The following is a 13951-nucleotide window of genomic DNA, read 5'->3' as shown; positions in this document are numbered from 1 at the left end:
TTTGTGCCGTCCAATAAAAACAGACCTGTTCGAACCAGGTACTTCGTACTTCGTAACACATACTTAATCACTCCCTCTATTTGTGCCGTCCAATAAAAACAGACCTGTTCGAACCAGGTACTTCGTACTTCGTAATTCGTACTTAATCAGTTTCCCTATTCATGTCTCGCAATAAGCACGCACATAAACGATTTATACATCGAGTTTGGGTTGGGGTTTTTAACGAAGCCTATACCGATGTCTGTCAAAGATGCATTCCAGTCACCAATTCCGAGCAGATGTTTTCTGTGACCAAGACTTGGGATATTTTCATCGACGACCAGGTAGCCTACGGCATCTTCTCCGTTAGAGGCTCCGGCCTGGATCGACTCGAAGTAGTTTGCTGATTTTTGTTTCAGCCAGTAAGCATTTAACTTGTAGCCAGCTTTGTTAATGTAATAATTCATGCCGAAGCCTTCCGGGTTTACATGCCCGAAATAATTTCTTGAACACATATCAATCGCCTTGGCCTCTGCAACTTTAGCCAGCGTATCGTTCCACACAAGGGCTGGCATTGCTTTAACATTGTTCAGGCTTACACCGAGTGCTTTTGAAAATGCACGGGGATTATGACGCATTGCATTGATTAATTCAAACGCTGCCTTTGCTTCAGCTTTTTCAGGTACAGGTTTATTGCTCAGGAAAGTAAATGACGAAAGGACTACAACCAAACCAGCGATCAGTATTTTTTTCATGTATTCAAGGATAAGTTTGCGATTGACACCAGAACGCAAAAACTATGCTAGCTGATATAAAGGATTTCTTAAATAACCGGAGAGCGGGTTATTTTTTTACGATAAATAAAAAAGCTCCCGGAGATTTCCAGGAGCTTTGTATAAAAAACGTTTTGCTATAAATTATGCTACGGCTGCTTTAACCAATTCAGCCGCTTCACTTAACTGGATCGCTGACTGTACCTTCAGGCCGCTTTCATCGATCAGCTTCTTAGCTTCTTCCGCGTTGGTTCCTTGCAGACGAACAATGATTGGAATATTAATGTTTCCAAGTTTGTTGTAAGCTTCAATAACACCCGCAGCAACACGGTCGCAACGTACGATACCGCCGAAGATGTTGATAAGGATAGCTTTTACATTCGGGTCTTTCATGATGATGCGGAAACCAGCTTCAACTGTCTGGGCATTTGCAGTACCGCCTACGTCCAGGAAGTTTGCAGGCTCACCGCCACTTAATTTGATCATATCCATGGTAGCCATCGCCAATCCGGCACCGTTAACCATACAGCCTACGTTACCGTCCAGCTTAACAAAGTTCAGATTATAACGGCCTGCTTCTACTTCTGTAGGATCTTCTTCAGTGATATCTCTTAAAGCTGCCAGGTCCGGATGACGCATCAAAGCGTTTTCATCCAGGTTCATTTTACAGTCAACAGCAATGATCTTGTCATCACTTGTCTTGAACAGCGGGTTGATTTCAAGCATGCTGCACTCTAATCCAACATATGCGTTGTACAGGTTGGTAACGAATTTTGTGCAGTTTTTAAATGCTTCACCGGTAAGTCCCAGGTTGAACGCAATTTTCTTAGCCTGGAATGGTAACAATCCACCTGATGGGTGAACCCACTCTTTAAATATTTTGTCAGGAGTGTTGTGTGCAACTTCCTCAATGTCCATACCACCTTCGGTGCTGTACATGATAACGTTCTGGCCTTTGCTCCTGTCTAATAATATAGATAAATAAAATTCTTTTACTTGATTTGGACCTGGATAGTAAACATCCTGTGCAACAAGCACTTTGTTTACTTTTTTACCGGCAGGACCAGTCTGAATGGTAACCAGTGTACCGCCCAAAATGCCTTTGGCAAAGTCACTGATCTCTTCCATGCTTTTACCCACCTTCACTCCATTAACGCCGGTTTCCTGAATTTTTCCTTTACCACGGCCGCCAGCATGAATCTGCGCCTTTACAACTGCAAAATTGTTATTTGTTTGAGTTTTTATCTGGCGATACGCTTCTTCCGCGGCCATAACAGATTCTACTGCAATGCCATCCTGTACAGGGACATTGTATTTCTTCAGTAACTCTTTAGCTTGATATTCGTGAAGGTTCATTGAATAAAAATTTGAGAAGCGAAGATAGGGGATTACAGGTAAAGAACAAGCTTAAAGCCTAAAGCCCAAAGCGTAAAACTGATTGTAGCGAAGTTGGTTTCACGCAGCGGACGCGGAGAAGCGGCGGCGCGGAGGGAATGCCAGCTTAAAGCCTAAAGCGTAAAGCCTAAAACTGATTGTAGCGAAGTTGGTTTCACGCAGCGGACGCGGAGAAGCGGCGGCGCGGAGGGAATGCCAGCTTAAAGCCTAAAGCGTAAAGCCCAGAACTAATCTAAGCGAGTAATTAAACGGTGCAAACACAAAGCCGGTAACTGTTGTCCCTTTGCGTAATAATTTTTAACCGATGAGTCGCCGCTCCCTTGCGTTTTACTGCGTGAAACAATTCTAACTCGCGCGAACCATCAGTTTTAGGCTTTGGGCTTTAGGCTTTAAGCTCTTTATCGCCGCTGCGTCGCTGCCTCGTTGCGTCCGCCGCGTGAAATGTCTCCGCAATGGTCAGGTTTAAGCTTTGAGCTTTAGGCTTTAAGCTTTTTATCGCTGCTGCGCCGCCTCGTTGCGTCCGCCGCGTGAAATGCCTTCGCAACGGTCAGTTTTAAGCTTGAGCTTTAGGCTTTAAGCTTCACTAGAATTTATTCGGGATAGCGGCCTGCAACACCTTGCGATAGCCTTCAACATCTTTATTTTCATTCAGCAGATCGAGATTGGACTGGCTGATCATCATATAACTATACTTATCAGGCGTGAGCCAGGGCAAGATCCTTCCTTGTGTAAACGGTCGCGTTTTATCTACATAATCCATGGCAACCGCTGCATCAGAGAATGGCCCGATCAGCATTAGATTAAAGCGGTCATCCAGCTTAACAGAAGTTATTTCCAATTTTTCGCCGCTGTATTTATCCCTGTTAAACCTTGTAAATGCATTTTTTGCCTCATTAACAAATACAGGCGCTACTTTATCTAATAGCAGCAACACAAACTGCTTATCATTCACATTAAATGTAAAGTGTTTTTCCGTGGGAACAGGCGCTGTTTTAACGGTATCTATTTTAATTGCAACAGGTTTTTCTGCAGGTTTGGTAACGATGGAATCCGCCTTTGGAATCTCAACTTTCTTAACCACTTTGGATTCTTCAAGATTCACTACCTGCGATCCTTCATCCTCATTTCTTTTGATGTTAAGGTTGGTAAGATAGTCTTCGATCTGTGATCTGCGGCCCAGTACATCAATCATTGTCCGGGCTTTATCCGCCAGGGGAGATGACGCGTAATTGTCCACCAAATCATTCAAATTGTGTATCGCAGAACTATCTTCTCTACGCGACACATGGTATACCGCTTCTATATACAATAATTGAGGAGACCAATAAGTTTTACCGTAAACACTGTCTGCCGCCCGCTTTTCTGCCTCGGCTCTTTCAAAATCGCCTTCTATGAACAACCGGTAAATGTCATCGTATTTTTTTGTTGCAGGATTTTTGTTGCTCGTCTCACTCACAACTTCGGCAGGTTTGTTGAGCGATTCTACAAATTTGCTGTCCTTATATTCCCGTTCAAGCGCCTGTCTCGAGGAATCGGCGCTATACTTCTGCCCTATTTTATTGTAGCAATAATATAAGTTGAAGAGTGTTTCTTCTTTGTTAGGATAAGTTGCAAAACGATGATTCAGCGTTTCGTAATTATGAATGGCATCGGGATATTCTTCCAGTTTATCCTGGAAAGTTTTTCCTATTGTAAACAGCGCTTTTGCAATGGCGTCATTCGATTTCTGAATTTTATCCGGAGTAAGCGGAAGACTATTCAGCAACGACTCATAACTCACCTCCTCTTCTTTTGCGGAGTCGCCTGTCGCCCTTTCAAGATTCGCACTATCTGAAATTGCCGTTTCTTTTCTCAGCGATGAGATTTTGTTCAGATCCGATGCCCTGCGCCAGTTATCAACATTCGGCCTGTCCCCCCATTTTTGCTTGAACTCGGTAAAACCGCTGGACCGCAATGAATTATTATTAAAATACCATTCACTTTTGTTGTCTGCATTAAATAAGGTCCCTGCGTTGGCATTCTGCTGAACGGCAGGATTGCTGTTTTCTCCGCCGGATGATTGTTCTTTTATTCCTAAAGCTTTACGCTGCTGTTTAACTATTTTGTTTATCACAGCATCGCGTTCTGCCGCAGGCATACGAGCAACATTTTGCAGACTGTCTTCCCGTTTTACAATGTGGTCATTTTCATTTATTATACGCAGAGCACCTTTCCGGGCCTCCACCCTGTCTTTATCTTCGGGTTTTAATAGGTTATTTACATCTATACTGTCGTACAATGCATTTGCGAGATCAAATTGCTTGCTGCCATAGCTAATATCAGCTGCCAGCAGAAATGACAGGCTTTTTTGTGGAGATGATGGCTCCGCGTACTTTACACTTTTCTCCAAAAACTGCATTGCGCCTTTTTTGCTGGCTCTTTCCAGCTCTGCCTGGGCTGCTACATAGTAAATGATATCACGATAGAAATAATATTTTTCCTTTTTGGCCAGTTTAGTCAGGCTGTTAATTTTCTCCTGGGCCACATCAGCACCTTCAGCTTTATTGAGCTTTACAGAATTTAATGTAGCGTACACTTCCATAATCGGATCGGGCGTAGTCGATGCAGATTTACCATACCATTTTATTGCCTGTTCATTGTTTGCCGCACGCTCATATAGCTGGCCTATCAGAAACTCCCACCTGGCTCTTTCCAACTTTCCCGAAGCATTGTCGAGTGCCTTGGTTAGATAAAAAGCCGCACTATCATACCTCTTGTCAGTATAGAACCAATAAGCAATTACTTCGTTGAGGCTTGTTTTCAGGCGGGACGGAAAATTGGGGTCATTTCTCAATATTTGAATAAGTCCGCTGGCCCCACTTGTTTCACCACTGTCAATCAGCGTCCTGGTCATCCACAATAATGCCTCATTGCGGCTGGGTTTATGGGCTATAATATTTTTCTTCTCTTTTGTCGCTACCGTAAATTCACCGTTGGTATTACTCTCGTTGCTTCCTATCGGAATATCATATCCTTCATCTTTAGGAGCGAATGCATAGTTGATATAACTAAAAGTTGCCATCGCCGAATCGAACCGCTTGCTAAAAAAATAAGCCTTCCCAATGAGCATATATAAATTATCCACCCAGTTTGTTCGTAAATCGTGCAACAAAATTCCCGCTGTGCAATGGTACATTATAGAATCTATGTTGCGTTTGTCCTGTGCGGTTACATCGAGAGAATAGTTATAAAAAGGTATAACAGGCTGGGTAAAATCGTCTTTGAAAGCCGCTTTTGCATTTGAGACAAGATCAGTCAGGTTATTATTTGCGTTGAAATAGTAGTTGAAATGAGAAAATGTATTTTGGAAAACCCTCCTGGTGAAAGTATATTTCTGCTCGCTCGTTTTTTCTGAAGCAAGCTTCCTGTTTTCATATTTCTTAGGTTTCTGCTTATCAAGGTCAATTGAAGAATATGGCTGGGCAAAAGTGATACCGGTAACAAATGTGAAAACTATACAACATAACAATTTTAGTATTCTGCTATTCATGCAAATGTCTTTATGAGCGTTGCTTTGCCGGAACATAGCCTTATTATTACTAAGAATATCCGGAAACTTACAACAAAGTTAATCAGGGTTGTGTACTTATGTATTAAAAATCAGCTATATTCAACGCTTCGGGATCATCAGGCAGCCTATTCAATTTCCTCGCCTTTGCATTGTTGAACAGTTACCGCAATAACTGCAAAGCTGATTATTTTATTTTTAAAAATACAAGTAATTTTCCGTCAGGGTAGTAAGGATGTATTTAGTTTTTTACCTTTACCACGCTTCGGTTAAAAAAATGAGTAAGGAAACAGAAAATACGAGTTTCAGGCGATTAAGAAATCGGTACAGATTGGTTGTTATGAATGATGACACCTATGAAGAGGTTACAACATTTAAACTTTCCAGGATGAGCGTTTATATTGGCCTTTGTTCTGTTTTTGTTTTACTGGTTGGTTTAACCGTGGCCTTGCTAACCTTAACCCCGTTAAAATACTACGTACCTGGATATGGTTCTCTTCAGGGAAGGAAAGAATTGCAGGAGCTAAAAATAAGAACGGACTCTCTTGAACAGGCACTGCAACAAAAAGACCAATACCTGGATAATATTAAAAAAGTGCTCGGAGGTTCAACAACCTTGAATCGCGACACGACAACATTGAATATTCCAAAACCGGAAATATCCAACGACTAAAAATCCATTTTTTATGTTTAGCCCCAAACAAAAATTGAACGGAGCGGGTTCCGTTTCTGGCAATACCAGCATTATTGCCGCAGGTCTTAAAATTACCGGAGAAGTTATTACAGACGCCGATATCCGTATTGACGGCACACTTATCGGCAATATTTCCAGCAGTGCAAAAGTTGTGATCGGACCTGAAGGTTATGTAGAGGGCAATATTACTGCCCAGCAGGTTGATACCACAGGAAAGATCAATGGGAACATAACTGTAGGGGATTTGTTGAACATGCGTGAAAAAGCTGAATTGTACGGCAACATTAACGCGCAGAAAATCTCTATAGAACCTACAGTTTACTTTAACGGAAAATGTTCCATGAGCAGTGGCACGCAGGTGGTTGAGATAACGTATGAAACCAATGAACGACAAGCAAAAGCAAAGTAATTATTCACTTTTATTAAGATATCTTGGTTTAGGCTTTCAATTATTAATTAGCCTCGCCCTTGCTTTGTATGCCGGAAAATGGCTGGATGAAAAATGGAATCTGAAGACTCCCTTATTGATCTGGATTTTACCTTTGCTGATATTGGCCGCTACATTTTATAAAGTGGTTAAGGACACGTCAAAGAAAAAATAATATGAACACTAAGCAAGAAAGAAGCGTTTCTATCCCGGTTCCAGCTATCCTGATTTTCATTATTGTTACCGCTATTTGCATTATTTTCAAATCTACCCTTGCCCAAAAAAGCATTGACACAAATGTTGTGCTGGGAGGAAATATACTGTTGTTCCTGCTCACTATAGTTTCCTCATTTATGCATGCAAAAGCCCTGAAAGATCCCAATCCTAACGCATTCGTTCGCAGCGTTATGGGCGCCATGGTAATGAAACTGTTTGTAATTGCTGCCGCAGTTATTATCTATCTTTTTTTGATGGGACAGCAAAAAAACATCGCAGGCATACTCATATGCATGGCACTTTATATTATTTACACGGCAATAGAGGTGAAAAGCACTTCTTCTCTTAACAAGAAAAACACGCATGGCGGCAACTGAGCATCCAATGCAGGCACTGGCCGCATTTATCCCGGACGGAACTTTTGATCTTGTTGTGGATTACCTCCACAAATACCAGGTGCACCTTACTGTTACGCGTGCACGAAAAAGTGTCTTGGGGGACTACCGGAATGCGGTTCACGGAAAAAATCATCGAATCAGTGTAAACAGTAATCTGAATAAATACGCCTTCCTTATTACTCTTCTTCATGAACTGGCGCATTTACTCACTTATGAACAATACAAGCATAAGGTCGCCGCGCACGGTAAGGAGTGGAAGACGATTTACAGCAGTTTGCTCGCAGACTTTATTTTAAAAGATATTTTTCCGCATGATATTACGCTGGCGCTAAAAAAATCTTTGCATAACCCGGCTGCAAGCAGTTGCGCCGAAGAAGATCTGATGCGCGTGCTGAGAAAATACGATCCACACAAAGATGGCATAACGCTTATTGAAGACCTGTCCGAAGGCGATCTTTTTAAAACAAATGATGGCAGGATATTTCGCCGCGGTGATAAATTGCGTAAACGTTACAGGTGTGAGGAACTAAAAACCGGGTTGATTTATTTGTTTAGCCCGGTGTATGAGGTTGTTAAGCTCAAAGCCTAAAGCCCAAAGCTTAAAGCCAGTACTGTTTCCGGATAATGTTTCTTGTTTTTTAATAATGTCGCAGCCTAAGATCTAATTTTAAATACTCCTCCAAATGGATATTATTTCATAACCTATTTATGCTATATCGAATGAAATAATTTGAGTGTGCCACAAAACTTAGTTTTAAGCTTTAGGCTTTAAGCTCTCAGCTCCTAATAGTCTTTCTTCTTAAAATCCCCTCGCTTCCATGCCTTAATGAAGTCTGCCCAGGCGGCGGGGTTAAACAGGTTGATTGGTGGTTGTTGACCCTGATAATAATATTTAGCTGCCTGCTGGCGGAATTGCATGTTGATCGCTTCACGGCCATCAGGCGGTAATGTTGCCATCAAGACGCGGCGTTTTTGTTCGTCAAGATTCTGACGGGCTATTTCAATCTGGTCGTCCGGAACCGGTGTTGACACAAAATCCCGTTCAAATTGTTCTCTTGTAGGCCTTGGCTTTAAGATCGTAGCAGGCAGATACGCCGTATCATTGATCATTAATTTGATCATACTATGCTGATCGCCTTCCAGTGACCTCGGAATAACAACTACCTGATCTTTAAATCCGACACAGGAAAACCTGATCTTATCCCCCTTTAATACAACTATGGAGAATACCCCTTGTTCATTGGTTAGTGTGCCCCTGCCCTTTCCTTCCACGATAACACTCGCTGCAGGAATCGCCTGCAAGCTATCGGCTGTCATAACTATACCAAACAACTGGACAACAGAATCTTTCTGCGCGCTTTGAGAAAATGATTTTGCAGAAAATAATATTGCTAAAAGGACCAGGCAGTATTGTAAAAATTTCCTCATTCAAAATACCTTTTTAGAACAACCAATTGGCACTACAATTTACTAAATACGCAATTACTTTGCCTACATAACAACAAAATAACCTCCTGAGCAGTTAACTTTGTCCGGGATTTTCTTTTTTAACAAAAATATGTGTGATGACTGAATCTGACATTCTTAAGGCACTCAGCAACGTAGAGGAACCTGATCTCGGAAAGGACATAGTAACACTTAACATGGTGAAAGACATTAAGATAAGTGGTGACGATGTTTCTTTTACTGTTGTTCTAACAACGCCGGCCTGCCCGCTGAAAGACATGATACAAAGGGCTTGTGTAAATGCCGTTAAACTATTGGTAAACAAACAGGCCAACGTTCATGTAAACTTCACTTCCAATACAAACACTACAAGAAAAGATGTAGCCCAAATACTGCCCGGCGTAAAAAATATTATCGCAGTGGTAAGTGGTAAAGGTGGCGTTGGAAAAAGCACCGTGGCTGCAAACCTGGCACTTGCGTTTGCCCAGGGTGGCGCAAAAGTTGGACTTATGGATGCCGACATTTACGGACCAAGTGTACCGATGATGTTTGGCGTTCGTGGCGAAAGACCCATGATGAAAGATGTTAACGGAAAAGGCTTTATAATTCCACTGGATCGCTTCGGCATCAAATTGATGAGTATTGGCTTGCTGGTAGATGAAAAAAATGCTGTGGTATGGCGCGGCCCTATGGCCAGCAGCGCTATCAGGCAATTTGTTACAGATGTTGAATGGGGTGAGCTGGACTACCTGGTGATCGACATGCCTCCCGGAACGGGTGATATACATCTTACGTTAATGCAAACAGTACCTGTAACGGGTGTGGTAATTGTAACTACACCGCAGGATGTTGCACTGGCCGATGCTAAAAAAGGAATTGCGATGTTCGGGCAGGCGCAGATCAATGTGCCAATCATCGGACTGGTAGAAAACATGAGCTACTTTACCCCTGCTGAATTGCCTGAAAACAAATATTACATTTTCGGCAAAGAGGGCGGCAAGAAACTGGCTGATGAATATGACCTGGCTTTCCTTGGCCAAATTCCTATCGTACAAAGCATACGCGAAGGTGGCGACAAAGGATACCCAGCAATGGTCGGCGATGATCCCATAAGCAAACAAGCTTTTGAAGAGTTTGCCTCAACAACTATCAGAAATATCGCTATTCGCAATGCGAGTGTGCCTAATACTAAGGTGGTGGAAGTTTTTGAGTAATGGAGAATGGAGAGTTCCTGCCCGACGGAAGTCATTCAGGCGGGGAAAATTGGCAATGATAGGTCATTTAGCTTTGAGTTGTCGATATCCAACGCTTATTAAGTGTAACGATCAGATCGATATTCGGGAGACCTCTCCCATCGTCGTGACGATGCGGTTCCAGACTTGCACATTATTATGCACTTGTTACTGGTGCTACTGAGACTACTTTTTCTGATAAGCCTGGATCGTCATGTCGACGATAGGAGACATCTCCCAAAGTTGACGATGCCTGCTTAACTATACGACTTGAACTGACAATGATTGAGACTAAAGGCTTAAGTTGAGTTGAAATATATAACTCAACATAGTTCCAAATAACGCAAAAAGCACAGAGTAGTTAATTCTGTGCTTTTTTTATTTCGATGAGAGATAGACTACTTAACCAGTTCTAATTCATCCAACGCGTCATTAATAATATCGATCTCATCGTTGGTAAGATCGATCTTTATAGCTTCTGCATTTTGAATGGCCTGTTCTGCATTGCGCGCGCCAACAAGACCTATGGTAATTCCCGGTTGTTCTATGGTCCAGCGAAGAACCAACTGACCAACGGTGGCATCTTTCTCTTCCGCTAATGGTTGAATTTTTTTGAGGAATGCATTTGTTCTTTTCAAATTTTCGTCAGTGAAAAAATACAATGATGCACGGTGATCGCCTTCTGAGAATTTGTAACCAGGCGCCATTTTGCCTGTCAACAAACCTCTCTCCAATGGGCTGTACGCCAATATTGATTTGTCGTGATCCAGGCAATACGGAACCAATTCTTTTTCAATATCACGCTTTACCATACTATATGGCACCTGGTCAGAAACAAGATCAATATATTTTGCAGCCTCTTTCATTTGAGCCACATTGTAATTGCATACTCCGGCATAACGGACCTTGCCTTGTTTAATTAACTGCGCAACCGCTTCCATCGTTTCCTGGATGGGCGTGGTTGAATCGGGCCAGTGTATCTGGTAAAGATCAATATAATCAGTGCCGAGTCTTCGTAAACTGTCTTCGCATTCTTTTATAATGCTTTCTTTGCCGGCGTATTTATAAATGTTTATTTCTGTACCGTCATTGTTTTTGCTGGCAAAGCCAAAATCGCCTTTAGCGAGATCCCAACGCATGCCGAACTTGGTCAGGATTTGCACTTTATCCCTTGGCAATTCCTTAATTGCTTCCCCTACTATTTCTTCGCTTAACCCCTGTCCATAAATCGGTGCTGTATCTATCGAAGTTACTCCCAGATCGTACGACGCCCTGATGGCTTCCACTGCGTCTTTTCTTTCCGTTCCACCCCACATCCAACCTCCTGCGGCCCAGGCACCAAAGGTAATAGCCGACACTTCCAAATCTGACGTTCCTAGTTTTCTATATTCCATGTGTTCAATTTTATTAACTATTCAAAAGTTATCTTCACAAGTTAAGCGCAGCCAAACAAATGCGTGCATGAATTCGGCGAAATTCCATATTTGTTAACAGCTATAAGCTGTGAGCTAAAAGCTGCGAGCTATCAGCTATTAGCTTTCAGCTAGAGGCATTAGATTTGAGGTATCAGGTTTCGGGTGTCAGGTTTCAATCCCCATCCCATATCCCTGCCTTTATGCATATTGCACATCACATACATTCCATATCGTACACCGTACATCAGGAAACTCATCCTCGTAAGACAACTCATTTCGTACTTGGCACTTACATCGTACATCTTACATCAAACATCGTACATCAAACAGCTCACCCTCGCCAGACAGTCCATTTCGTACTTCGTAAATCATACTTAGTACTTAACATCGTACACCGTACATCTAACATCGTACATCTAACATCGTACATTATACTCAGCTCACCCTCGCAAGTCAGTCCATCCTCACATCGTACACCGTACATCTAACATCTTACATCACACAGCTCTCCTTCGCCAGACAGCCCATTTCGTACTTCGTAAATCGTACTTCGTACTTAACATCACTTCGTTTTTTCCACCAACACCTCCAACAACATTTCCTCGCTCCAGTCTCCTTCGTATTTATTTCCGTTGATAAAAAAAGAGGGTGTGCCGTTTACGCCGCTTCGTATTCCACTTTCAAAATCTTCCTCCACTTTAGCCAGCGATTGTTTGTCCGAAAAATCTTTTGAAAACCGGTGCATATCCAGTCCCAGTTCCGCTGCATAATCCAATAAGCGCTCGACTGACAATGATTTCTGGTGCTCAAAAACTATATCGTGCATTTCCCAGAACTTACCCTGTAATGCAGCGGCTTCTGTTGCAATTGCGGCTGTAATGGCATTGGGATGAATTTCTGCCAGCGGAAAATTCCTGAAAACAAATTTCAGCTTATCGCCCATTTTTTCCTGAATGTTCTTAATAATAGGGTAAGCTCTTCCACAATGTGGACATTCGTAATCTCCATATTCCACAAGTTCGACAGAGGCGTCTTCATTTCCCTGGACATGATCGTTCTCACCAACTGCTGGTTTTAGTGCCATACTATTGTTTGATTTTTGCGTTATCTAATTCTTCCAACGCATCGAGAATGCCGTCGGCCCCGGGATTAACGCCGGTAGGAGAAAGATAGTTCCAGCGGATAACGCCGTCCTCATCCAATACATACAAAGCGCGCAGCGAAGATCCCTTTGTTTCATCATAAGCTTCATACATTCTGGAAACAGCACCCTTGGGCTCAAAGTCTGCCAACAGAGAGAAATGCAGTTTGCGATTTTCCCTGAAAGCAGCATGACACCATTTACCATCAACTGAAATACCAACAACTTCAGCATTGTGTTTATGAAACAGTTTCAACGTTTCATTATACAATGCCATCTGATCTCCACATACCGGACTCCAGTCTGCAGGATAAAAAGCAAGTATTACTTTCTTTCCTTTTAATTCACTAAGAGACACTTTTTGATCGGGCGTAGAATGCAGTGTGAATTCAGGCGCCCTGGTTCCTACAGCTAACATAACTATACTTTATGAGTGATTTACCGAAATAATAATCCAGATCACCGCCAAATTTCCTGCCATAAACAAGGATAGTGATTTTGGTTCTGTTATTTTTTCGCGGCCCTATCAATATACATTATTTTTTTAAAAGAAAAGGGCCATTTGTGCATTAAAAACCACTACATTCATGCTTGCAAAATCGTTTTTTCACTAATTACCAAAAAAATATGAAACGCTTCACTTCTCTCTTCACGATTGCACTAACCTTGCTTATCTGCGCCACCAGTACGCATGCATTTGCCCGCCGTGGTGGTTGGAAATCATTGTTCGACGGAAAAACCCTGAACGGATGGAAAGTTGGGAAAAATGCCGAAACCTTCAAAGTTGAAGACGGAGCTATAGTCGTAAATGGTAAAACTGCTCACTTATTTTATGAAGGCGATGTAAACAATCACGATTTTAAAAATTTTGAATTTAAAGCTAAGGTGATGACCATGCCTGGTTCTAATTCCGGTATTTATTTTCATACAGAATACCAGGAATCCGGATGGCCTGCAAAAGGTTACGAAGTACAGGTGAACAACTCGCACACTGACTGGAGAAGAACCGGTAGCTTATATGCCATTCAGGATGTAAAAGATGTGTATGTAAAAGACAGCGTATGGTACGAAGAATACATTAAGGTAGAAGGCAAACATGTTATCATTAAAATAAACGACAAAACAGTTGTTGATTATACTGAGCCTGAAAATCCGGAACGTCCTGAAGGAATGAAAGGCAGATTGATCTCAAACGGAACATTTGCTTTACAGGGCCACGATCCAAAAAGCAAAGTATATTTTAAAGATATAATGGTTAAGCCGCTGAAATAGTTGTTCAATTGAAAAT

The 13951-nt window shown here is 42.0% G+C and carries 14 protein-coding genes; 7 read left to right on the top strand and 7 right to left on the bottom strand.

The window, feature by feature from the left end; translation table 11 throughout:
- Window positions 1-155 precede the first annotated feature (155 nt).
- From QTN47_RS02360 to porW, 3 genes are all read right to left on the bottom strand, one after another.
- Window positions 156-734, bottom strand: a complete 579-nt coding sequence (locus QTN47_RS02360; RefSeq protein ID WP_369327709.1) for a CAP domain-containing protein — start codon at window positions 732-734, stop codon at window positions 156-158.
- A 162-nt stretch (window positions 735-896) separates the two neighbouring features.
- A complete protein-coding gene (sucC, locus tag QTN47_RS02355) occupies window positions 897-2108 on the bottom strand; it encodes an ADP-forming succinate--CoA ligase subunit beta (protein ID WP_369327708.1) in 1212 nt (403 codons plus the stop codon).
- Window positions 2109-2730: 622 nt separating this feature from the next.
- Window positions 2731-5676, bottom strand: a complete 2946-nt coding sequence (gene porW, locus QTN47_RS02350) for a type IX secretion system periplasmic lipoprotein PorW/SprE (RefSeq protein ID WP_369327707.1) — start codon at window positions 5674-5676, stop codon at window positions 2731-2733.
- Between the two features lie 295 nt (window positions 5677-5971).
- Here porW and QTN47_RS02345 point away from each other — a divergent pair, with 295 nt between their 5' ends.
- The 5 genes from QTN47_RS02345 to QTN47_RS02325 are packed head-to-tail and all read left to right on the top strand — an operon-like array spanning window position 5972 to window position 8018.
- A complete protein-coding gene (locus tag QTN47_RS02345) occupies window positions 5972-6367 on the top strand; it encodes a hypothetical protein (RefSeq protein WP_369327706.1) in 396 nt (131 codons plus the stop codon).
- 13 nt (window positions 6368-6380) lie between these two features.
- A complete protein-coding gene (locus QTN47_RS02340) occupies window positions 6381-6797 on the top strand; it encodes a bactofilin family protein (protein ID WP_369327705.1) in 417 nt (138 codons plus the stop codon).
- Window positions 6772-6990 carry an AtpZ/AtpI family protein gene (locus QTN47_RS02335; protein WP_369327704.1) on the top strand — a complete coding sequence of 73 codons (219 nt, stop codon included), beginning with the start codon at window positions 6772-6774 and terminating at the stop codon, window positions 6988-6990. The genes QTN47_RS02340 and QTN47_RS02335 overlap by 26 nt, the downstream gene beginning before the upstream one ends.
- Before the next feature lies 1 nt (window position 6991).
- Complete coding sequence (locus QTN47_RS02330) at window positions 6992-7408, top strand: hypothetical protein (protein ID WP_369327703.1); 417 nt, start codon at window positions 6992-6994, stop codon at window positions 7406-7408.
- Window positions 7395-8018 (top strand): SprT-like domain-containing protein, encoded by a 624-nt coding sequence (locus tag QTN47_RS02325; RefSeq protein ID WP_369327702.1) that lies wholly within the window; start codon window positions 7395-7397, stop codon window positions 8016-8018. Before QTN47_RS02330 ends, QTN47_RS02325 begins: the two co-directional genes overlap by 14 nt.
- A gap of 194 nt (window positions 8019-8212) precedes the next feature.
- On the opposite strand, the gene QTN47_RS02320 is transcribed toward QTN47_RS02325, so the two are convergent.
- On the bottom strand, window positions 8213-8857 hold the full coding sequence (locus tag QTN47_RS02320; protein WP_369327701.1) for a carboxypeptidase-like regulatory domain-containing protein: 645 nt from the start codon (window positions 8855-8857) through the stop codon (window positions 8213-8215).
- Between the two features lie 137 nt (window positions 8858-8994).
- On the opposite strand from QTN47_RS02320, the gene QTN47_RS02315 reads away from it, so the two are divergent.
- Window positions 8995-10089, top strand: a complete 1095-nt coding sequence (locus QTN47_RS02315; RefSeq protein WP_369327700.1) for an Mrp/NBP35 family ATP-binding protein — start codon at window positions 8995-8997, stop codon at window positions 10087-10089.
- Window positions 10090-10505: 416 nt separating this feature from the next.
- On the opposite strand, the gene QTN47_RS02310 is transcribed toward QTN47_RS02315, so the two are convergent.
- From QTN47_RS02310 to QTN47_RS02300, 3 genes are all read right to left on the bottom strand, one after another.
- Window positions 10506-11501, bottom strand: a complete 996-nt coding sequence (locus QTN47_RS02310; protein WP_369327699.1) for an aldo/keto reductase — start codon at window positions 11499-11501, stop codon at window positions 10506-10508.
- 583 nt (window positions 11502-12084) lie between these two features.
- The gene (locus QTN47_RS02305) at window positions 12085-12606 is read right to left on the bottom strand and encodes a DsbA family protein (RefSeq protein WP_369327698.1); all 522 of its coding nucleotides are present in this window, start codon (window positions 12604-12606) and stop codon (window positions 12085-12087) included.
- A gap of 1 nt (window position 12607) precedes the next feature.
- Window positions 12608-13081 (bottom strand): redoxin domain-containing protein, encoded by a 474-nt coding sequence (locus QTN47_RS02300; protein ID WP_369327697.1) that lies wholly within the window; start codon window positions 13079-13081, stop codon window positions 12608-12610.
- Window positions 13082-13290: 209 nt separating this feature from the next.
- Here QTN47_RS02300 and QTN47_RS02295 point away from each other — a divergent pair, with 209 nt between their 5' ends.
- Window positions 13291-13935: a 3-keto-disaccharide hydrolase gene (locus QTN47_RS02295; protein ID WP_369327696.1), complete on the top strand. Its 645-nt coding sequence runs from the start codon at window positions 13291-13293 to the stop codon at window positions 13933-13935.
- Window positions 13936-13951 lie beyond the last annotated feature (16 nt).

Origin of the sequence: Danxiaibacter flavus (genome assembly GCF_041060425.1) — a bacterium.
Lineage (GTDB): Bacteria > Bacteroidota > Bacteroidia > Chitinophagales > Chitinophagaceae > Danxiaibacter > Danxiaibacter flavus.
This window is presented reverse-complemented; position numbering and strand designations above follow the sequence as displayed.